Below are 19,502 nucleotides of genomic sequence, written 5' to 3'. Positions count from 1 at the left end.
CTCTGGTCGCTTTTTGCATTGTTTTTTAAATTCTATGTCTTCTAAGACTCCATATCTCATCGTATCTTACGCTGTGATAAAATAAAATAAATATTTCTTACCAGACAATTGATAACTTTCAAATGGATAGAAGACACGATAGGGAGAGGAGAAAAAATATGACAACTTTTATTGATCGGCCAGATGGTATTTTTCCTTCCGTTTGTTCACTAGACTGCCCTGATCAATGCGGTCTGCTTCTACATAAAAAGAACGGTAAAATTACGAAGGTTGAGGGTGATCCAAATCACCCGGTGACAAAAGGGTTTATTTGCAATAAAGTACGTAACATAACAGAACGAATGTATGACGAAAAAAGACTCAAATATCCGATGAAACGCATTGGTACTAAAGGTGATGGTGAGTTTGTTCGAATTAGCTGGGATGAAGCGATAGAAGTGATTTCTACTCGGTGGAAAGAACTTCTGAAAAGTGATGGTGCAGAAAGTATTCTACCATACAGCTTTTACGGAAATATGGGGAACCTTAGTGCGGAAGGAATGGATCGCCGTTTTTTTAACCGTTTGGGTGCGTCTCAACTTGATAGGAGTATCTGCAATTCTGCTGGTGCAGTAGGCTATAAATATACAATGGGCGGTAGCTATGGAATTGATCCCGAGGACACCGTTCACACCAAACTATTCATATTTTGGGGGATTAATGCGGTGAGCACGAACATGCATCAAATCGCTCTTGCCCAAAAAGCTCGAAAGCAAAATGGCGCTAAGATTATTGTAATTGATGTACATAAAAATCAAACAGCCAGATTGGCAGATTGGTTCATACCGATTTTACCTGGGACGGATACCGCTTTGGCTTTAGGATTGATGCATATTTTGTTTGGTGAAAACATCGTGAACACCTCATTCCTCGAGCAATTTACGGTAGGTCATGAGGAGCTTTGTGAGCATGTAAAACAGTATGATCCATCATCTGTTGCTGCCATTACGGGCATACCAAAGGAGGACATTGTAAAGCTAGCAAGAATGTACGGAAAGACCTCACCTAGCTTAATTCGAATTGGCAACGGACCGCAGCATCACGACAATGGCGGGATGTTTGTGAGAACAATCTCCTGTCTTCCTGCTTTAACTGGACAGTGGCAAGTAAAAGGCGGTGGAGCGATTAAAGGAAATTCCGCATACTTGTATCACAATGCGGATGCGTTACAGCGTACAGATTTGCTGAAAAACAAAGAAACGCGAAAAATCAATATGAATCTATTGGGAGAAGCGTTGCTTTCTCTAGAGCCACCCGTTAAGTCACTCTTTGTCTATGGAAGTAATCCAGCTGTTGTTGCTCCTGCAGGAAACAAAGTTCGAAAAGGTTTAAAACGAGAAGACTTGTTTACAGTTGTACATGAACTATTTTTAACAGAAACAGCGAGGTATGCAGATATTGTTTTGCCAGCTACTTCTTCCTTTGAAAATACAGATTTCTATTCATCGTATTGGCATCACTACATTCAGCTGCAGCAGCCAGTGACTGAGCCTTATGAGGAAGCTAAATCAAACACAGATGTGTTCAGGCTTTTAGCAAAAGCTATGGATTTTGATGAAACAGCTTTTATAGAAACAGATGCAGAGTTAATTGATCAAGCGCTCACAAATCCGCTGAATCCATATATATCTAAAATAAACTATGAAACTTTGGCAAAACATCAATATATGAAAGCAGAGGCTGTGTTTCCTGTCACACTCCCGACCCCGAGTGGAAAGATAGAGCTGTACTCAGAAAAAATGAAACAGGACGGTTTTCCGCCTTTGCCGACTTACACCCCTTTGCCAATGGAATCAGAACATCCCCTCCTCTTTATAGCGGGGCCAAACCATAACTTTTTGAACTCAACATTTGCGAACCAATCCAAACATGTCGAGTTGGAAAAAGAGCCAGTTATTGTTTTGAATCGATCTGATGCTGAATCATTAGGTATAAAAGATGGAGAGCAGATAAGGGTTTGGAACGAACGCGGGGAATGCATTCTTAAAGCAGATATTGGAGAAAATGTTCTTCCTGGTGTAGCAGTTACGCAAGGTCTTTGGAGCGCAAATCAAACAACTAAACATCTGGTCAACTCGCTGACTCCAGACCGTATCGCTGACATGGGCGGCGGTGCAACATTTTTTTCAGGAAGGGTTACTGTTGAACCAACAAAAGAAAAGAATTAGATCATTATACATCCCAAAAATCACTCAATTTTGCGGAGTCATCTTTCTTCTTAACATTACTTAATACGATCCGCATCGTTGTACCATCTGGCTTGTATAGGGGGTCATTTAAGAGTTTTTTAACTTGGTACGCGGGGAAGCCGCTAACATTGTGTAACCATTGTTTATCTAATTTATTTTTATGAATCCAGCTGTGCAGTTTAGATTTCATATATTTCTCTCCCATAGAGTAATTCATTCAAATATACCATTACATCAACAAAACATATACAAAATTCATATTTTAGTTGAACATTGTGATTTTTAACGATATAAGGCACACTATTTTCAAGGAGAAATATAGTTTTTTTGAAGAATGAATAAAAGCATGCGGCTAATGAGCTGCATGCTTTTATAGTGGAAGTCGTGCGGAAGATCCTTATTTTTTGAATAACTGTACCCAAGCTCCTTGGTAATAAGCAACACCAATGGAGTCATAATTAGAGCTTAAAATGTTTTGGCGGTGACCAGGACTGTTCATCCAATCCGTCATGACGGCTTGTGGAGAAGTTTGTCCTTTAGCAATGTTTTCACCTGCAGCAGTGTAATTGATTCCAAAGCTGCGCATCATTTCAAACGGCGATCCGTAAGTTGGTGAATTATGATCAAAATAGTTTTTTGCGATCATGTCTTTTGCTTTTGCCATAGCAACATTGCTTAATTCAGCATCAAGTGTTAATGGGGCAAGGCCGGCTTTTTGACGTTCTTGGTTCACGATCTGTGCAACTTGAGTCGCATAGGAACCAACAGAAGGTTGAGCTGTAGAAGGTGCCGGTGCTGCAGGTTTTTGAGCAGCAGAAGCTGGCAGGTCTATAACTTGTCCAGGATAAACCCAATTGATTTGCTTGATCTGAGGATTTACCTGTTGAATTGCCCATAAACTAACATTTGACGCCGAAGCGATTTTATAAAGTGTGTCTCCTGCTTTAACAGTATAAATTCTTGAAGAAGACGGAATGTAGATTGTTTGACCAGGATAGATTGAATAACTAGTAACCCGGTTCATACCTAGTAAATGAGAAAGGCTTACATTTTTACTTTGTGAGATCTTCCACAGTGTGTCATTTTGCTGAACCGTATAAGGTGTCGAAGCATAAGCAGCTGTACCCATCATTAAAAATGCTGCTAATGATAAAGATAATATTTTTAAACGCATAATATCCCCCAAATATCCAGTTCCCCCAACGACTTTCACTATTTAAATGTTCACATAATTCTGCACGGTAAACAACTGGGAATGGCAGAAAAATTTTGTAAATAAATGTATCTTGAAGGGTTTTTGCGCTGTTAAGAAGAAGTAGTCTTGAACCAACTATTAAGAAAGGGTGATGTTATGAGTCTGCATCAAGCAGCAATGGATGGTAAGAAAACAGAAATTGAGGACTTGTTAAAAAATGAAAATGTACAAATAGATGCTTTAAATGATGGATGGTCACCTCTACATTTAGCCGCGCATTTTGGCCATATTGATATCGTTAGACTGCTCCTTGAAAAAGGAGCAGATGTTCATGTGAAGTCAGGGAACAACATGGCAAACACCCCGCTTCATGCTGCTGCGGCAAATATGAAGAATCGTCAAGAAATGATCGGTCTCTTATTAGCGAATGGAGCGGATATTAACGAACAGCAGAGCGGGGGGTGGACGATCCTTCATCAAGCAGCACAGCACAACGACCCCGAAATGATATCCTATTTTATCGAAAGAGGAGCAGACCCCTTCCTTGTTAAAGGGGACGGGAAGACCGCACTTCAATTAGCCGAAGAAGAAGAATCGATTGAAGCAGCTTCGCTATTGCAAAATTACACGTTAAATAAAATCTAAAAATACAGGATGGCGTCCTGTATTTTTCTTTTTCTCATAATTTGTTATTATAGGAAAGGTAGTTTTTTAAGAGAAGCAGAAGCAGGTGAAATATATGAAATTTCAAGTATTGTTATATTATAAATATGTCTCAATCGAGAATCCTGAAGAATTTAAAGAAGAACATCTCGCTCTTTGTAAAGAAATTGGATTAAAAGGCAGAATCCTTGTGGCACATGAAGGTATCAATGGCACTGTTTCTGGATCGGTCGATCAGACGGAAAAGTATATGCAAGTGATGAAGAAAGACCCTCGGTTTTCAGATACGGTTTTTAAAATAGAGCAATCGAACGACCATGTCTTTAAGAAGATGAAGGTCCGTGTTCGCCCAGAACTGGTTCATCTTAACTTAGAAGATGATGTGAACCCGAATGAACTTACAGGAAAGCATCTCTCACCAAAAGAATGGCTTGAAGCAATAAAGCAAGAAGATGTTGTCATACTTGATGCACGAAACACATATGAATATGATCTTGGTCATTTCAAAAATGCGATCAGGCCAGACGTGGAAACATTTAGAGAGTTGCCTCAATGGGTGCGTGAAAATTTTAGTCAGTTTAAAGACAAAAAGGTTCTGACCTATTGCACGGGTGGGATCCGCTGTGAAAAATTCTCAGGATTTTTAGTAAAAGAAGGATTTAAAGATGTATCACAGTTAGAAGGCGGAATTATCTCCTACGGTTATGATGAAGAAGTAAAAGGCAAGCTATGGGATGGAAAATGCTATGTCTTTGATGAACGTATATCTGTGCCTGTAAACAGAAGCGGTGAAGAAACCGTGGTTGGAAAGTGTTACCATTGCGGAGAACCCGAAGAACGTTACGTTAAATGCGGCAACCCAGAATGCAACGCTCATTTATTGATGTGTGAAGAGTGCGAGCATGAACATAAGCGTTCATGCAGCAAAGAATGCAAAGAACACCCATGGAACCGATATATAAAAGAATGTGAAGCAGAAAGCGAAAGTTCTCCTTTGTAAAGGAGGGCTTTTTTGTAGGTGCTTTTTATAGGAATAGTCATGCTGCAAGAAATGAGGGAGGTGTTCTCGGAAATTGTTCGGAGATGTCGATTCGTCGATAAATGAGTGTAACTCGTCAAATTATGATCAAATTTCGCAAAAAAGCATGAATTTATCAAATTATCTCTCACAGTCTTCAAATAAACCGAGCCATTTCCTTTCAAGTTATATCTCACTGTATTTTTCTTCCTAAATATGAAGGTTTTACGTAAAATAGTTGTAGGGGGAGTGACGATTGAAAAAAAGTTACGTAGTGATGTGTTTATGTATATTTATTTTTATTAGTTTTACGTACTATGAATCGAGTTGGGTACAATCGTTTGATTCTAACATAAGAAAACATGTTATTAGTCTGCGAACAAGCTCTTTGAATGATGCTGTTCAAGTCTTTACGCATGTGGGCGATGCGAAAGTACTCGGAGGACTCAGTATTCTCGGTGCACTTGTTCTTCTCTTTATGAAACGATGGCGAAACAGCTTGTTGCTGTTCGGTAGTATCGTTGTTTCTTATGGTCTGAATGTGCTAGTGAAATCTATGTTTGAGCGGGAAAGACCGTCGGATAACCGCTTGATGGAAGAAGACGGATATAGTTTTCCGAGTGGAAACGCCATGGTCGGAACAACATTTTATTTATTTGCTGCTGTTCTTCTGTATGAACGGTATCAAAAACGCTGGATTCTAGTGGCGGGCGTAATCCTTCCATTCTTACTAGGGTTAAGTCGTGTGTATGTAGGCGTGCACTATCCATCTGACATCATTGCAGGATTTACTTTTGGCGTGTTTATTGTCCTTTGTTTCGGCAAACTAACAACGAATCATGCCAAGCAAACAGAAAGCGTTAACAGAAACAACACAAATACCAGTCTATAACTTAACAAGCCTTGTCCTTTTTTGGTATAATGAACTGTAATTGTTTACCGAAAGGGTGCAAAGAGATGCTGCCAATTGTGTTTCCTGAAAATAAACTTGAGTACATTCCGGCTTTTATAACACTTGCAATTTTTACGATTTTCGCGTGGAGAACGGTTGTCTTTTTTAAGAAACATTCTGCAAAAGAGTTAAAGAGAGCACAATTAATAGAAGAAGATTTGTTAAGTGAAGAGCTGAAGAACAAGGACTTATAACAAGTTCTTGTTTTTATTTTGGAAAAAAATTATATTTCTATGAATAGGTTTTCAGAATTTACCCATACTACCTTTAACGGAAAACAAATACGTTTTTCGTACATATTATCCCAAAGGAGGGAAATCGCATGGCACGTAACAACAACAGCAACCAAATCGTGGTTCCTGGAGCACAAGGAGCTCTTGACGCAATGAAGCAAGAGATCGCTGCTGAGTTCGGAGTACATCTTGGACCAGACACAACTTCTCGTGCAAACGGATCAGTAGGTGGCGAAATCACTAAGCGTCTTGTAGCTCAAGCGCTAGGCGGACTTCGTTAATCAGTAACCTCCTTGTAAGAAAAACCTGGGATTCGTCCCGGGTTTTATTTTTTTTGTAGACAACTCTAGCTTTTAATGTTACCTTTAGGTCACGTATTAAATATGTTACCTTTTAGTCACATTTGCAATTGAAAGTAGGTGAAACATCGGCACAATGGTTAATGAAGATTTAGTTGAGGTTTTTAAAGCATTATCTCATCCTATCCGAATTGATATTTTGGATCATTTAAAAAGCCAGCCACTAACGACGAGTGAACTAAGTGAGAAATATGATGTTTCTAGGTATGCCACTATGAAGCATCTAGCTGTATTGGTTGAAGCAAATCTTGTTTTAATCCGTCGGAAAGGTAGGCTGCGAGTAAATTACTTAAACGTTATTCCACTTCAAGAGCTGTATAACAGGTGGGTAAGTAAATATGAGGCACCGCACGCAAATTCACTTCTTACAATCAAAAAATTAGTAGAAGGAAGGGAAGGAAATAGAATGGAACAAACAAAAGAAATCAAGATGGGCACTTTTCAGATTGAACAAGATATTGTGATACAAGCGAAGATAGAAACTGTATTTAAAGCTATAACAGAGGACATAAGCAGCTGGTGGCATTTTAGAGTAGGAGACAAGGAATCTCAGTTGATTTTTGAACCTCATTTAGGTGGACGTTTTTATGAGGACTGGGGAAATGGTGAAGGAACACTTTGGGGGACTGTTACGTATTTCAAAAGAAACGATGAGATTCGATTGAATGGCTTATTAGGAATGAGTGGCGCCGTTAATAGTTCGTATTCCTACAAACTGATCGAAGACGGTGAGAAGACCATTTTGCAACTTTCTCACCAAGCAGTCGGAATCCTTGAACCTCATTGGGAAGAAGCACATCGTCACGGTTGGAACGAATTGCTGCAAGAGAATTTGAAAAAATTTATTGAACAAAAGTAGGAGACTAACTATGGTTGATGTAAAAACAGAGATATCCATTAATCGCCCGATAGATAGAGTAGCTCAATATGCAGCTGATCCAGATCATGCACCTGAATGGTACGATAACATCCATACAGTAGAATGGGTCACGGAGAAACCTATGAAATTAGGTTCGAAAATCGCATTTATCGCCTTTTTCTTAGGAAAGAAACTGGAATATGTATATGAGATCATAGAACATGTTCCTTATGAGAAATTAGTCATGAGAACAGCGAATGGACCTTTTCCGATGGAGACAACTTATACGTGGAAAAAAGGAAAGGAGGATGTGACCATAATGACGTTACGCAATCATGGTTATCCAACCGGATTTTCAGCAGTGGTCACTCCTTTTATATCGTTTATGATGAAGAAAGCAAACAAAAAAGATTTAGCTAAGATTAAAAAGATTCTCGAACTAAAATAAGTAAATCACATGACTGTGTATATGCACAGTTTTTTTTCTTGAGAATTATAAATTGTCAAACATAAAAATCATGTATAATGAAAGCGATATCAAACAAGTTACTCGTCTTAGGGGAGTGGGTTAGAATGACAGAACAGAGAAAATTGGACAGTAAAGAAACAGAAAAGGGAATTCACACGGATTTTATTCACTCGATGACTTATGGGGAATATCTGAGCCTTGATAAAATTTTATCCGGTCAGAACAGACTTTCTGGTCACCATGATGAAATGTTGTTTATCATTATCCACCAAGTATCTGAATTATGGATGAAACTCATCTTACACGAAACAAAGACAGCTATTTCTTCTATTGAAAATGGCAATCTTCATTCTGCTTTTAAAATGTTAGCACGTGTTTCAAAGATTCAATCTCAGATTATTGAATCTTGGGATGTACTTTCAACCTTAACGCCGGCAGAATACATGGAGTTCCGTGATAAACTAGGACAAGCTTCCGGATTTCAATCGTATCAATACCGTATGATTGAATTTGCTCTTGGATATAAAACTCCGCACATCTTAGAAATCTATAAAAAAGATGCAGACCTTCATGAACAACTCACAGCAGCTCTTCACACACCAAGTTTGTATGACGTATCAATTCAGGCGTTAGCAAAAGCAGGTCTTCACATTGATGAAGAAGTGCTTAACCGCGATGTGACGAAGCGCTATGAATATAACAGTTCAGTAGAAGCAGCGTGGCTTGAAGTGTACCGAAATGTTGAGAAGTACTGGGATCTCTATGAATTGGCCGAAAAGCTTGTAGATATTGAAGACTGGCTGCAGCAATGGCGATTCCGCCATATGAAGACCGTTGAACGCATCATCGGGTTTAAAGTGGGAACAGGCGGGTCTTCAGGCGTAAACTACCTAAAGAAAGTACTAGATCAGCGTTTCTTTCCAGAACTATGGGATTTGCGTACAAGTATATAAATTTTAAGGGAGGCTCATTACAGCCTTCCTTTTTGTTTACATAAAATAAAGAACCGGCTTAATACTAATGGAAGGATAAGGAGTTGAAAGTATGCCGGAACTGCCAGAAATGGAAACATACCGAGAATTTTTGCATCACAATCTATTGCATAAGCCCATAACGAACGTTGAAATTCATAGAGAAAAATCAATCAATCAACCGGTTCAAACCTTTAAAGATGCTGTTTTAGGAAAACATATCACCTCTGTAAAAAGAAGAGCGAAACACTTAATCTTCGAGTTGAGTACTGGGAATTATCTTTTACTTCATCTCATGCTTGGCGGCTTAATGTTTTTTGGGAACGCAAATAACAGTCCTGATCGAACGAAACAGATCATCCTCTCGTTTGGAGAATTGCAGCTCAATTTTATAGGATTGCGATTAGGGTATCTTCATTTATTAAAAAAGGAAGAATTAGATGAGAAACTCCAAGATTTAGGCCCGGAACCATTACAATTAACTTTCGGGCACTTTGAGAACCTTATTCAAACGAAGAAAGGATCTTTAAAACCTTTATTAGTTGATCAAAAGTTCATTTCCGGAATTGGAAACTGTTATTCGGACGAAATCTGTTTTCAGGCAAAACTAGATCCATTTCGAAAAGCAGGCGAATTGTCAGTAACAGAAATCAAACATCTATATGAATCAATTAAACCCGTTCTAACAAGAGCCATACAATACGGGGGGTATATGGATTTTCCGATGTATGAAGGAGACGTAAAGACAGGGGGGTATAACAGCAACACGCTCGTTTATGAAAGGGAAGGTGAAAATTGTAATCGTTGTGGTGCCGAGATTAAGAGAGCAGAAAGTAAGACGATCAAATCCTTTCATTGCCCAAACTGCCAAAAATAAAGAAAATCAAGACAGCATGTAACAGTTGCTGTCTTTTTTACATCCTCACAAGAGTGTTATTGAATTTTCTTTGTTTAGAATGATTCTTCCTTCAAACAATCATGTTGTCGAGAGTTTTAATCACTCTACTATTTCATTACGAACAAATATTCGTTAAAATAGGGATGAGGTGGTAGACATGTTTCGGAAAAAATCTATCCAGCAAGTCATGGATGTTTTACGTGAACCTGAAATATCAAAACAAATCGTGCACTGGAAGACGATCGAACCTAGAGAAGCGGTATCGGTTCCAATTCCAGATTCTTTGCATTCCAATATACAATCAGCTCTTCAAAAAAGAGGAATTTCTTCCCTATATATTCATCAGTTATCAGCGTATGAAGCAGCCCTTCGTAAAGAAAGCTTTGTAGCTGTAACACCAACTGCTTCTGGAAAAACGCTATGCTACAACTTACCAGTGCTGCAAGAAGTAGCAAACAATCCTGAATCTCGTGCCCTATATCTTTTTCCTACAAAAGCGCTCGCTCAAGATCAGAAATCCGAAATAAATGAACTGATCGATGAGATGGGACTTAATATTAAAAGCTATACGTATGATGGCGATACACCCGCAAATATCCGCCAAGTGGTAAGAAAAGCGGGGAACATCGTCATGACGAATCCTGATATGCTTCATGCTGCTGTTCTACCGCATCATACGAAATGGGTCTCTTTATTTGAGAACTTAAAATATGTCGTTGTAGATGAGCTGCATACATACCGAGGTGTGTTCGGAAGCCATGTCGCGAATGTAATCCGCCGTTTAAAACGCATCTGCAAGTTTTACGGAAGCAATCCAATCTTTATCTGCACCTCAGCAACGATTGCAAATCCAAAAGAGCTAGCAGAACAGCTTACAGGAAACCCGATGACACTGATCAATAACAATGGTGCCCCAGCTGGCCGTAAGCATTTTCTGTTTTATAATCCTCCAGTCGTGAACAAACCGCTTAACGTAAGGCGAAGTGCAACTTTAGAAGCCAGAAATCTCGCCAAACTATTTTTAGAAAATCACATACAAACGATCGTATTTGCGCGTAGCCGTGTAAGAGTTGAGATTCTGCTCACTTATTTACAAGAGCTCGTGAAAAAGGAGTTTGGAGTGAAGTCGATACAAGGCTACCGGGGAGGTTATCTGCCTAAGCAGAGGCGAGCGATTGAAAAAGGACTGCGAAACGGAGAGGTAATGGGAGTCGTATCGACAAATGCATTAGAACTCGGTGTCGATATCGGTCAGCTTCATGCGTGCATTTTGACTGGCTATCCAGGTTCGATTGCGAGTGCGTGGCAACAGGCTGGACGAGCAGGACGCCGTCAAGATGAAAGTGTGGTCATAATGGTAGCATCATCATCACCACTCGACCAGTATGTCATACAAAACCCGGATTACTTCTTTGAACGATCACCTGAATCAGCTAGAATGAACCCAGATAACTTAATTATCTTAGTCGATCATCTGAAATGTGCGGCATATGAACTGCCGTTTCAAGAAAACGATACATTCGGAAATCAAAAGGTTCAGGATGTTTTAGAATTTCTAGTGGATGAACAAGTCCTTCATAAGCGCGGAAAGCATTTTTATTGGATGAACGATTCGTTTCCTGCTCATAATATATCTCTTCGGTCAGCATCCCAGGAAAACGTCGTCATCATCGATCAGACGAATGTTGCTGATGTGAAAGTAATCGGTGAGATGGACCGCTTCAGTTCGATGACACTTCTTCATGAAGAAGCCATCTATCTGCATCAAGGCATACAATATCAAGTTGAGAAACTCGATTATGAAGAGAAAAAAGCTTTTGTTCGTGAAGTGGACGTAGACTATTTTACTGATGCAAATCTGGCTGTTTCATTAAATGTGCTGGAAGTGGACAAAGAAACGAAAAACGAGCAAAATGCTAAAGCATACGGAGATGTTATGGTTGTCGCAAAAGCAACAATCTTTAAAAAGATCAAATTTGAAACGCACGATAACATCGGTTCTGGACCCATTCATCTGCCAGAAGAAGAGCTTCATACTTCAGCAACGTGGTTGACGTTCCAAAATGAAGATTTGAGTGAAGAAAAGCTAGAAGCTGGTTTGCTTGGGATTGCCCACGTGCTGCGACATGTTGCACCATTATTTGTTATGTGTGATGCAAATGATTTACATGTTGTACCACAAGTAAAAGCCGTCCATAATCAGCTGCCGACAATCTTCATCTATGATCGTTATCCAGGCGGTATCGGACTGAGTGAAAAAGTGTATGGCTCTTGGGATACGGTACTCGATCAAGCACTTACCATGATCAAACGTTGTCCTTGCGAAAACGGCTGTCCGTCTTGCACAGGTACGCTAGAAGAAGGAAATAACAGCAAAGAACTTGCTGTGAAACTGATCTCTCAAATTAAAGGAGCAGCACATCATGTCGATTCAAAATAAACTGAAGCGGCTTAAAAAGCATATGGCTAATCCTGTCTCAGCACCCCCTATTCAAACAAAAGCACAACCTGATACGCAAAAGAATCCTAAAATTGATCATGCCGAATATTGGGAGAAGTTTGGCGCATCACCCTATTTTTTTGAAGATGATTATTGCATCATCCGAAAAGTGCAATATCCAATCGATCAAGTATGGGGTCGCTATCAATTTTCTGATGTGAAGAATGCAGTGGCACAATGGCAGGAGGTTAATGCCCATCATCCACTCAATGCGAAGGGTCTTGATGTCTCTGAGCTTTTGTTCTTTGATACAGAGACAACGGGTTTAAGCGGTGGCGCTGGTAATACGATCTTTATGCTTGGAATGAGCCAAATAAAAGAAGATCACGTATTGGTTCATCAGTTTTTCTTGCCTGGACCGGGATCAGAAGTGGCTCTTTATCATTATTTTTTGAATCATGTGAAAGAATTGCGAAACCTTGTAACCTATAACGGGAAATCGTTTGATTGGCCACAAGTAAAAACACGGCATACGCTAATTCGCGATTATGTTCCATCGTTACCAGAGTTTGGTCACTTCGATCTGTTACATGGTGCAAGAAGGCTTTGGAAAGAAACACTGCCCGCAGTGAAGCTTTCAGTTGTTGAAAAAGAAATACTAGGCGTAAATCGGATACATGACACTCCTGGATTTTTAGCTCCGATGCTTTATTTTCAATATTGCAACGAAGGAGATCCCTCGCTGCTTGAAGGGGTATTTCGGCATAATGAGTGGGATGTATTATCGTTAATCACACTCTTTACACACATGTCTGGCGTTGTGACGGGAAATTGTTTCCGGACAGAGAAGGAAACGTATGAAGCCGCACGATGGTTTGAATCGTTGAATGAAATAGAATGGGCTACAGCTCTTTACAATGAAGTGCTTCAAACGGGGACCTCTCATCCATTTCAATCAAAAAAATCACTTGCTGCTCTTTACAAAAAGCAAAATAAGATCGAAATTTCCGTTCGATACTGGCATGAACTGCTTCGTGAAAATGAGATGGATGAAGAGCCTGCAGTAGAGCTTTCTAAATATTATGAGCATGTACAAAAAGATTATGTAAAAGCGCTTCATTTTGCCGTTTCGGCATATAACGTCTGGAAAGGTAAAAAAAGATTAACAAAGAGGAAAGAAGACCAGGAAAAACGAGCTTTAGCAAAAAGAATCGAACGATTAGAACAACGTATCATCCAATATTCGTAAAAATTCGTCAAATTTATGAATTTGTTGAAAATATCTCTTCTCATTTACCCTTGTTTTTTGTAGAATAAGAGAGGACATGGAAATGTTCCTAAGAAAATAAATTTCCCCTCTTTTTATTCCCCGGGTAAGCGCAAAATACGCCATGAAACCTCATATTTCTACGTGGTTTTCGTCAATATTCTGTGTTGTTCGATTGTTTTCGCAAAATAACCCGAAAAGCAAAGAGGGAAATGATATATTTTATGCTATGGAGAGATGGTACGTGAAGCAGTGGATTGTCGTTCTATTTTTTGTTGTAGTTGGTTTAACGCTCATGATTGGCAATGAAATCAGTCACTCAACACAAAACTTTTAATGGAAAGCCCGGCTAAGGATGAAGCCGGGTGTTTTCATTAACAGGGGGTTACATTTAAAATGCTGCAAACGTTACTCATCAGCGGTTACAAAGCTCATGAGCTGGGTATCTTTAGTGATAAGCATGAAGGGGTATACTACATAAAAAAAGCACTTCGAAACAGAATCATTTCTTTACTAGACGAAGGGTTAGAATGGGTCATCATCAGCGGTCAGCCTGGTGTGGAAATGTGGGCAGCAGAAGTGGTGTTCGAGCTGCAGCTGGAGTACGCTGATCTGAAGCTTGCCGTTTTAACCCCGTTTTTAGAGCAAGAAGCTCGCTGGAAAGAAAATGTACAAGAAAAATATCATGAAATTTTAGCTGGAGCAGATTTTGTGGATTCTGTAAGCAGGAAGCCTTATGAGTCGCCTGGACAGCTGCGTGTGAAGAATCAGTTTCTTGTGCAGAAAAGTGACGCTATACTGCTCTTATACGACGAAGAAAAGGATGGTTCGCCGAAGTATTATCTCGATGCGGCCAAACAAAAGCAGGAAATGGACAATTCGTACGAAATATTCTATATTACTCCTTATGACTTAGATGTTCTCGTACAAGAAGAACAATATAATCGAAATATGAATAAGTAAGAGTAAAGTAGAAAGAAATTGACATTTAGGTCATGTAATGAAAAAATAATTTTAGAATCTTTGTGTGAGGTGATTCACATGAGTGAACAACGTTTTCATTTAACGGCGAAAGAAATATTAGAAAAAGACTTTAAACAAGGCTTCCGTGGCTATGATCAAGACGAAGTAGACAAATTCTTAGATCTTATCATTAAGGATTACGAAAACTTCCAAAAAGAATACGATGCAGTTGTCCAAGAAAACAATCGACTGCGCAGAGAAGCTCAGAATTCTTCTGATCATCAGCAGACACGAAGAATGCCCGCAGTAACTTCAAGCACGACGAACTCCGATATCCTTCAGCGTTTGTCTAACTTGGAAAAACATGTTTTTGGCAGCAAATTATACGATTGATTCCAGTTTTTATCCATTTGTTTTTATGAGTTTTGCATGCTATAATGAATCTTGCTTTTAAAAAACTTAAATCAATAACGTTCGGGTAATCGCTGGACCTTTTAGGTTTAGAGGAAAGTCCATGCTCGCACGGATCTGAGATGACCGTAATGATCGTGCCTGGCCAAAAAATAAGCCAGGGTATCTTGGTTTGCTCTATTGAGCTTACTGGGTTAACGGCAGGGAACGCACCTAAGTCCTTTGGATATGGTGTTAATACTTTGAAAGTGCCACAGTGACGTAGTCCCAATGGAAACAGAGGGAGTGGAACGAGGTAAACCCCACGAGCGAGAAACCCAAATTATGGTAGGGGAGTTTCCCACTTCGGAATTGAACGAATGGGAGAACAAAAAGCTAAGGCTTTTTGTAGATAGATGATTACCACCGGTGTACGAGGCGAATAGCCGCATGCAGTACTAAGGAACAGAACATGGCTTACAGAACGTTATTGGTACCTAAATTAAAGCTGAATGAGGGCCCCGTTTACCGGGGCTTTTTCTATTTTACATAAAAAAGAGACTGAGTTTAAGGGTATACTGTTAACAATACTACATGCAAGAAGAGTAAGGAGTTTTATAATATGGCACAATTACGTCTGCTCGCGACAGCTGCTATGGGACTAGAGGCCCTTGTAGCGAATGAAGTGCGTGCATTAGGTTTTGAGAACGTAAAAGTAGAAAACGGAAAAGTGTATTTTGATGGTGATGAGAAAACGCTTGTAAAAGCTAACCTATGGCTGCGTACAGCTGACCGCGTTAAGCTTGTAGTAGGTGAATTTAGAGCAGAAACGTTTGATGAATTGTTTGAAAAAACAAAAGCACTGCCTTGGGCTGATTTTATCCCTGAGGACGGAGAATTCCCTGTAATCGGCAGATCGGTGAAATCAAAGCTTTTCTCCGTATCTGACTGTCAGGCGATCGTAAAGAAAGCAGTAGTCGACAACTTAAAAACGGCATACAACCGTAAAACATGGTTTCCTGAAGACGGGGCATTGTATCGAATTGAAGTTGCGATCCATAAAGATATTGCAACATTAACGCTTGATACGAGTGGGACAGGTCTTCATAAACGCGGTTACCGTGAACTTCACAGTGGGGCACCGATTAAAGAGACAATGGCAGCAGCGCTTATCATGCTGACGAACTGGACACCAGATAAACCATTTGCTGACCCGTTCTGTGGATCAGGGACACTTCCGATTGAAGCGGCGATGATCGGGCAAAACATCGCACCAGGTCTAAACCGTGAATTTGCTTCTGAAAACTGGAACTGGATTGACAAAAAAGTGTGGTACGAAGCCGTTAGTGAAGCGCAAGATGTCGCAAAGTATGACCTTCCTCTTGATATTCAAGGCTCTGATATCGACCATAAGATGGTTGAACTATCTAAGAACAATGCGAACGAAGCTGGTTTCGAAGGTTTTATCACGTTTAAACAGATGCAAGTTCGTGATTTCACAACAAGAAAAGATTACGGCTGTCTTGTAACGAATCCACCATATGGAGAACGACTCGGGGAAAGAGAAGAAGTAGCACAGTTATATCGTGATCTAGGTCATGCGATGAAACCCTATGATACGTGGAGTGTTTATGTGATTACTTCAAATGAACAGTTTGAGGAGTATTACGGCAGATCAGCAACTAAAAAACGTAAACTGTACAACGGTGATTTAAAGACAGACTATTACCAATACTTCGGGAAGCGTCCACCTAGACAGCAGCAATCGTAAAGTTGACGAATAAATAGGCGGTGCTGGTGATAAGTATTTATGTCGTACGGTGTCGCAGAATGCAGACTCGTGGATAAAAGGCTAAAATTCGTGGATTAAGAGGCAAAACTCGTGGATTGAGATGCGGAATTTGTGGATTGTAGGGCATAACTTGTGGATTGAGTGGCAGAATTGATGGAAATGAAGCGGAAATTCATAATAAATTACAGGCTGGCTCACCCAGAGCTCGCCTTTTTTTAATGTTCACTCATATAATTTCACGTACCGTACATGTTTTCTTCATTTATTATCAACTACCCACGAAATAAGGTGTCAAAATGCGATAAAAGAATCAGTTTATTATACATAACAACCTGTACATACTATGCCTAACTACTAAACAAAGGCAGGTTAGACTAATGTACACACAATACAGCCATTTAGATAGCATCAAAAAGGCATTTCACAACCTTCAACCACACTTAGCAGATCATCATAAAGAAGAAATACAAAATGTGCTTCATCAATCAATTGGGCACGTAAACAGTATTGATCCATCCTTTGCGACATATGCTGAAATGTTTAAGGAAGATTTTTAGAAAAAATAAAATCGACCAGCAGGACTTTTTTATTGCGTCACGAATTCTTATAACGGTATGTTTTATATATGAAACCGTGAAAGGATGGAAAGTTAAATGACGCAAACTAAATTAACTGTTGAAAAAGAATTCTTAGTTTATGTAAAAAAAATGGTGCATGTAAACGAAGCGATCGGGCTAATGTATTGGGATCTTCGTACCGGAGCTCCTAAAAAAGGGGTAGAACAACGCTCTGAAGTAATCGGAACATTATCTTCCGATGTATTCGCAATGTCTACATCTGAGGAAATGAAAAATTATATTGAAGAACTATCAAAACCAGAAGTTCAGGATTCGTTGTCTGACGTTACGAAAAAGACGTTAGAAGAAGTGAAAAAGGATTATGAGCGAAATGCCAAGATTCCTCCAGCTGAATTTAAAGAATATGTGATCTTACAATCAAAGGCTGAAACCGTTTGGGAAGAAGCGAAGAACGCATCTGATTTCTCCCTATTCCAGCCTTACTTAGAAAAGCTTGTTGAATTCAACAAGAAATTTATTGAGTATTGGGGCTATGAAGGCAATAAGTACAACACGCTTTTAGATATGTATGAGCCAGGCGTAACGGTTGAGATCTTAGATGAGACATTCTCTAAGCTGCGTGACCGTATCGTCCCTCTTCTTCAAAAAGTGACTGAAGCAGGTCAGCCTGATACGAAGTTCTTGTTTGACCATTTCCCAAAAGATAAGCAAAAAGAATTCAGTCTGCATGTTTTAAAAGACATGGGCTATGACTTCGATTCTGGCCGTCTAGATGAAACGGTTCATCCGTTTGCGATCGGTTTGAACCCTGGGGATGTACGTGTTACAACAAAATATATGGAGAATGACTTCCGTACAGCTGTATTCGGAACGATCCACGAGGGCGGACACGCGCTTTATGAGCAAAATATTTCTGAAGAGCTTGTTGGAACACCTCTTGCAACGGGTACTTCGATGGGGATACATGAGTCTCAATCTCTGTTCTGGGAAAACTTTGTAGGCCGTCACTTTGGTTTCTGGAAGAATCATTATGCTATGTTAAAGAACGTTTCTGGTGCACAGTTTAACGGAGTAGAACTTGAAGATTTCTACCGTTCCATTAATGTGGTTGAGCCATCACTCATTCGTATTGAAGCAGATGAGATGACATATCCGCTTCACGTTATCGTTCGTTATGAAATTGAAAAAGGTTTGTTCAACGATGAGATTGAAGTGAAGGATCTTCCACGTATTTGGAACGAAAAAATGCAAGAATATATTGGTGTAACTCCGAAAAATGATGCTGAAGGTGTGCTTCAAGATGTTCACTGGTCAGGCGGAAGCTTCGGTTACTTCCCGTCTTACGCTTTAGGCTACATTTATGCGGCACAGCTGAAAAATGCTATGCTGAACGACATTCCTGACTTCGATGCACTTGTAGAGTCTGGTAATCTTCTGCCGATCAAAGAATGGTTAACGAAAAATGTGCATCAGTACGGTAAGATGAAGAAGCCGATTGAAATTCTAAAAGATGTAACAGGAGAAGGATTGAATCCAGATCACCTGATCGCTTATTTTGAGAAAAAGTATAGCGATATTTACCGCTTAAACGGATAATCTTCCATAAGCCGGCGGCTCTCGAAACGCATTCGAGAATGCCGGCTTTTTCATGAAAATGTTTCATTTGTATGAATTTTGTCTAAAACTATATAAAAAGATATTAGGAGGAAGAAAAGATGGGAGCTGCAACGACACAAGATATCCAGAACTTATTAAAGTTAAGAAAGCGTATTGCTGTTGTCGGTCTATCCGATCAGCCGTTTCGTACTTCCTATATGGTCTCAGAATACATGCAGAATGCAGGTTATGAGATTATTCCCGTGAATCCTAATGTCACTGAGGTTTTAGGGCAAAAAGCATATGCTTCCCTTGAGGATGTTGAAGGACATGTTGATATCGTCAACGTGTTCAGACGCAGTGAATTTCTCCCAGAAGTTGCCCAATCAGCAGTTAAAATTAAAGCAGGTTTTTTCTGGGCACAGCTTGGTTTATACAGCGCAGAAGCAGAAGAGATTTTGCAAAGTGCGACGATTCCTTATATTATGGATAAGTGCATTAAAGTGGAACATGCTATGATACGGTAGTAATGAACCACCCGCAATCAAACGGGTGGTTTTCCCATGCTTAACTACATTGTCACTTTTTTTATAAGCAATATTCTTTTTTACGCTAAAGGTTTTCGGTCGAT

Annotated in this window: 20 protein-coding genes and 1 other RNA gene; 19 read left to right on the top strand and 2 right to left on the bottom strand. The window is 39.7% G+C overall.

What is annotated here, in order from left to right:
- The first annotated feature begins 158 nt into the window (after positions 1-158).
- Entirely contained in the window at positions 159-2,207 is a 2,049-nt protein-coding gene (locus AWM68_RS11850; RefSeq protein ID WP_066241707.1) for a molybdopterin-containing oxidoreductase family protein, read from the top strand.
- Between the two features lie 4 nt (positions 2,208-2,211).
- Here the strand turns inward: AWM68_RS11850 and AWM68_RS11845 are convergent, their stop codons facing one another.
- Entirely contained in the window at positions 2,212-2,418 is a 207-nt protein-coding gene (locus AWM68_RS11845; protein WP_066241704.1) for a hypothetical protein, read from the bottom strand.
- Positions 2,419-2,625: 207 nt separating this feature from the next.
- Complete coding sequence (locus AWM68_RS11840) at positions 2,626-3,402, bottom strand: LysM peptidoglycan-binding domain-containing protein (RefSeq protein WP_231868418.1); 777 nt, start codon at positions 3,400-3,402, stop codon at positions 2,626-2,628.
- Positions 3,403-3,549: 147 nt separating this feature from the next.
- On the opposite strand from AWM68_RS11840, the gene AWM68_RS11835 reads away from it, so the two are divergent.
- From AWM68_RS11835 to AWM68_RS11750, 18 genes are all read left to right on the top strand, one after another.
- Positions 3,550-4,068, top strand: coding sequence for an ankyrin repeat domain-containing protein (locus tag AWM68_RS11835; protein WP_066241702.1), 519 nt, complete (start codon positions 3,550-3,552; stop codon positions 4,066-4,068).
- A gap of 94 nt (positions 4,069-4,162) precedes the next feature.
- The gene (locus AWM68_RS11830; protein WP_066241698.1) at positions 4,163-5,086 is read left to right on the top strand and encodes a rhodanese-related sulfurtransferase; all 924 of its coding nucleotides are present in this window, start codon (positions 4,163-4,165) and stop codon (positions 5,084-5,086) included.
- A 274-nt stretch (positions 5,087-5,360) separates the two neighbouring features.
- The gene (locus AWM68_RS11825) at positions 5,361-5,996 is read left to right on the top strand and encodes a phosphatase PAP2 family protein (RefSeq protein ID WP_066241695.1); all 636 of its coding nucleotides are present in this window, start codon (positions 5,361-5,363) and stop codon (positions 5,994-5,996) included.
- Between the two features lie 65 nt (positions 5,997-6,061).
- Positions 6,062-6,250, top strand: coding sequence for a hypothetical protein (locus AWM68_RS11820; protein WP_066241693.1), 189 nt, complete (start codon positions 6,062-6,064; stop codon positions 6,248-6,250).
- 128 nt (positions 6,251-6,378) lie between these two features.
- A complete protein-coding gene (locus AWM68_RS11815) occupies positions 6,379-6,570 on the top strand; it encodes an alpha/beta-type small acid-soluble spore protein (protein WP_066241690.1) in 192 nt (63 codons plus the stop codon).
- A gap of 154 nt (positions 6,571-6,724) precedes the next feature.
- Positions 6,725-7,507 carry a metalloregulator ArsR/SmtB family transcription factor gene (locus tag AWM68_RS11810; RefSeq protein ID WP_066241687.1) on the top strand — a complete coding sequence of 261 codons (783 nt, stop codon included), beginning with the start codon at positions 6,725-6,727 and terminating at the stop codon, positions 7,505-7,507.
- A 10-nt stretch (positions 7,508-7,517) separates the two neighbouring features.
- Positions 7,518-7,955, top strand: coding sequence for an SRPBCC family protein (locus tag AWM68_RS11805; RefSeq protein ID WP_066241684.1), 438 nt, complete (start codon positions 7,518-7,520; stop codon positions 7,953-7,955).
- Between the two features lie 125 nt (positions 7,956-8,080).
- Positions 8,081-8,929, top strand: coding sequence for a tryptophan 2,3-dioxygenase (gene kynA / locus AWM68_RS11800; protein WP_066241682.1), 849 nt, complete (start codon positions 8,081-8,083; stop codon positions 8,927-8,929).
- Between the two features lie 91 nt (positions 8,930-9,020).
- The gene (gene mutM / locus AWM68_RS11795; RefSeq protein ID WP_066241679.1) at positions 9,021-9,824 is read left to right on the top strand and encodes a DNA-formamidopyrimidine glycosylase; all 804 of its coding nucleotides are present in this window, start codon (positions 9,021-9,023) and stop codon (positions 9,822-9,824) included.
- Between the two features lie 178 nt (positions 9,825-10,002).
- On the top strand, positions 10,003-12,285 hold the full coding sequence (locus AWM68_RS11790) for a DEAD/DEAH box helicase (protein WP_066241676.1): 2,283 nt from the start codon (positions 10,003-10,005) through the stop codon (positions 12,283-12,285).
- A complete protein-coding gene (locus AWM68_RS11785) occupies positions 12,269-13,534 on the top strand; it encodes a ribonuclease H-like domain-containing protein (RefSeq protein ID WP_066241673.1) in 1,266 nt (421 codons plus the stop codon). Before AWM68_RS11790 ends, AWM68_RS11785 begins: the two co-directional genes overlap by 17 nt.
- A gap of 417 nt (positions 13,535-13,951) precedes the next feature.
- Positions 13,952-14,515, top strand: coding sequence for a DUF1273 domain-containing protein (locus AWM68_RS11780; RefSeq protein ID WP_066242474.1), 564 nt, complete (start codon positions 13,952-13,954; stop codon positions 14,513-14,515).
- A gap of 78 nt (positions 14,516-14,593) precedes the next feature.
- On the top strand, positions 14,594-14,908 hold the full coding sequence (gene gpsB, locus AWM68_RS11775; protein ID WP_066241670.1) for a cell division regulator GpsB: 315 nt from the start codon (positions 14,594-14,596) through the stop codon (positions 14,906-14,908).
- Positions 14,909-14,985: 77 nt separating this feature from the next.
- Positions 14,986-15,390, top strand: an RNA gene (gene rnpB / locus AWM68_RS11770) — RNase P RNA component class B.
- A gap of 137 nt (positions 15,391-15,527) precedes the next feature.
- Entirely contained in the window at positions 15,528-16,676 is a 1,149-nt protein-coding gene (locus AWM68_RS11765) for a THUMP domain-containing class I SAM-dependent RNA methyltransferase (RefSeq protein WP_066241668.1), read from the top strand.
- Positions 16,677-17,074: 398 nt separating this feature from the next.
- Complete coding sequence (locus AWM68_RS11760; protein WP_066241665.1) at positions 17,075-17,254, top strand: hypothetical protein; 180 nt, start codon at positions 17,075-17,077, stop codon at positions 17,252-17,254.
- A gap of 96 nt (positions 17,255-17,350) precedes the next feature.
- Positions 17,351-18,871 carry a carboxypeptidase M32 gene (locus tag AWM68_RS11755; protein WP_066241660.1) on the top strand — a complete coding sequence of 507 codons (1,521 nt, stop codon included), beginning with the start codon at positions 17,351-17,353 and terminating at the stop codon, positions 18,869-18,871.
- 119 nt (positions 18,872-18,990) lie between these two features.
- Positions 18,991-19,398 (top strand): CoA-binding protein, encoded by a 408-nt coding sequence (locus AWM68_RS11750; RefSeq protein WP_066241658.1) that lies wholly within the window; start codon positions 18,991-18,993, stop codon positions 19,396-19,398.
- Positions 19,399-19,502 lie beyond the last annotated feature (104 nt).

It is taken from the genome of Fictibacillus phosphorivorans, from assembly GCF_001619875.1.
Classification (GTDB): Bacteria; Bacillota; Bacilli; order Bacillales; family Fictibacillaceae; genus Fictibacillus; species Fictibacillus phosphorivorans_B.
The sequence above is the reverse complement of the archived record's forward strand: the minus strand, read 5'-3'. Positions and strand labels throughout refer to the sequence as shown.

Excerpts from the sequence above, each read along its gene's own strand:
- AWM68_RS11760 (WP_066241665.1), top strand. The coding sequence starts at position 17,075 with ATGTACACACAATACAGCCATTTAGATAGCATCAAAAAGGCATTTCAC.
- AWM68_RS11830 (WP_066241698.1), top strand. The coding sequence starts at position 4,163 with ATGAAATTTCAAGTATTGTTATATTATAAATATGTCTCAATCGAGAAT.
- AWM68_RS11785 (WP_066241673.1), top strand. The coding sequence starts at position 12,269 with ATGTCGATTCAAAATAAACTGAAGCGGCTTAAAAAGCATATGGCTAAT.
- AWM68_RS11840 (WP_231868418.1), bottom strand. The coding sequence starts at position 3,402 with ATGCGTTTAAAAATATTATCTTTATCATTAGCAGCATTTTTAATGATG.
- AWM68_RS11850 (WP_066241707.1), top strand. The coding sequence starts at position 159 with ATGACAACTTTTATTGATCGGCCAGATGGTATTTTTCCTTCCGTTTGT.
- AWM68_RS11820 (WP_066241693.1), top strand. The coding sequence starts at position 6,062 with ATGCTGCCAATTGTGTTTCCTGAAAATAAACTTGAGTACATTCCGGCT.
- AWM68_RS11755 (WP_066241660.1), top strand. The coding sequence starts at position 17,351 with ATGACGCAAACTAAATTAACTGTTGAAAAAGAATTCTTAGTTTATGTA.
- mutM (WP_066241679.1), top strand. The coding sequence starts at position 9,021 with ATGCCGGAACTGCCAGAAATGGAAACATACCGAGAATTTTTGCATCAC.
- AWM68_RS11815 (WP_066241690.1), top strand. The coding sequence starts at position 6,379 with ATGGCACGTAACAACAACAGCAACCAAATCGTGGTTCCTGGAGCACAA.
- kynA (WP_066241682.1), top strand. The coding sequence starts at position 8,081 with ATGACAGAACAGAGAAAATTGGACAGTAAAGAAACAGAAAAGGGAATT.
- AWM68_RS11810 (WP_066241687.1), top strand. The coding sequence starts at position 6,725 with ATGGTTAATGAAGATTTAGTTGAGGTTTTTAAAGCATTATCTCATCCT.
- AWM68_RS11845 (WP_066241704.1), bottom strand. The coding sequence starts at position 2,418 with ATGAAATCTAAACTGCACAGCTGGATTCATAAAAATAAATTAGATAAA.
- AWM68_RS11790 (WP_066241676.1), top strand. The coding sequence starts at position 10,003 with ATGTTTCGGAAAAAATCTATCCAGCAAGTCATGGATGTTTTACGTGAA.
- AWM68_RS11750 (WP_066241658.1), top strand. The coding sequence starts at position 18,991 with ATGGGAGCTGCAACGACACAAGATATCCAGAACTTATTAAAGTTAAGA.
- gpsB (WP_066241670.1), top strand. The coding sequence starts at position 14,594 with ATGAGTGAACAACGTTTTCATTTAACGGCGAAAGAAATATTAGAAAAA.
- AWM68_RS11765 (WP_066241668.1), top strand. The coding sequence starts at position 15,528 with ATGGCACAATTACGTCTGCTCGCGACAGCTGCTATGGGACTAGAGGCC.
- AWM68_RS11805 (WP_066241684.1), top strand. The coding sequence starts at position 7,518 with ATGGTTGATGTAAAAACAGAGATATCCATTAATCGCCCGATAGATAGA.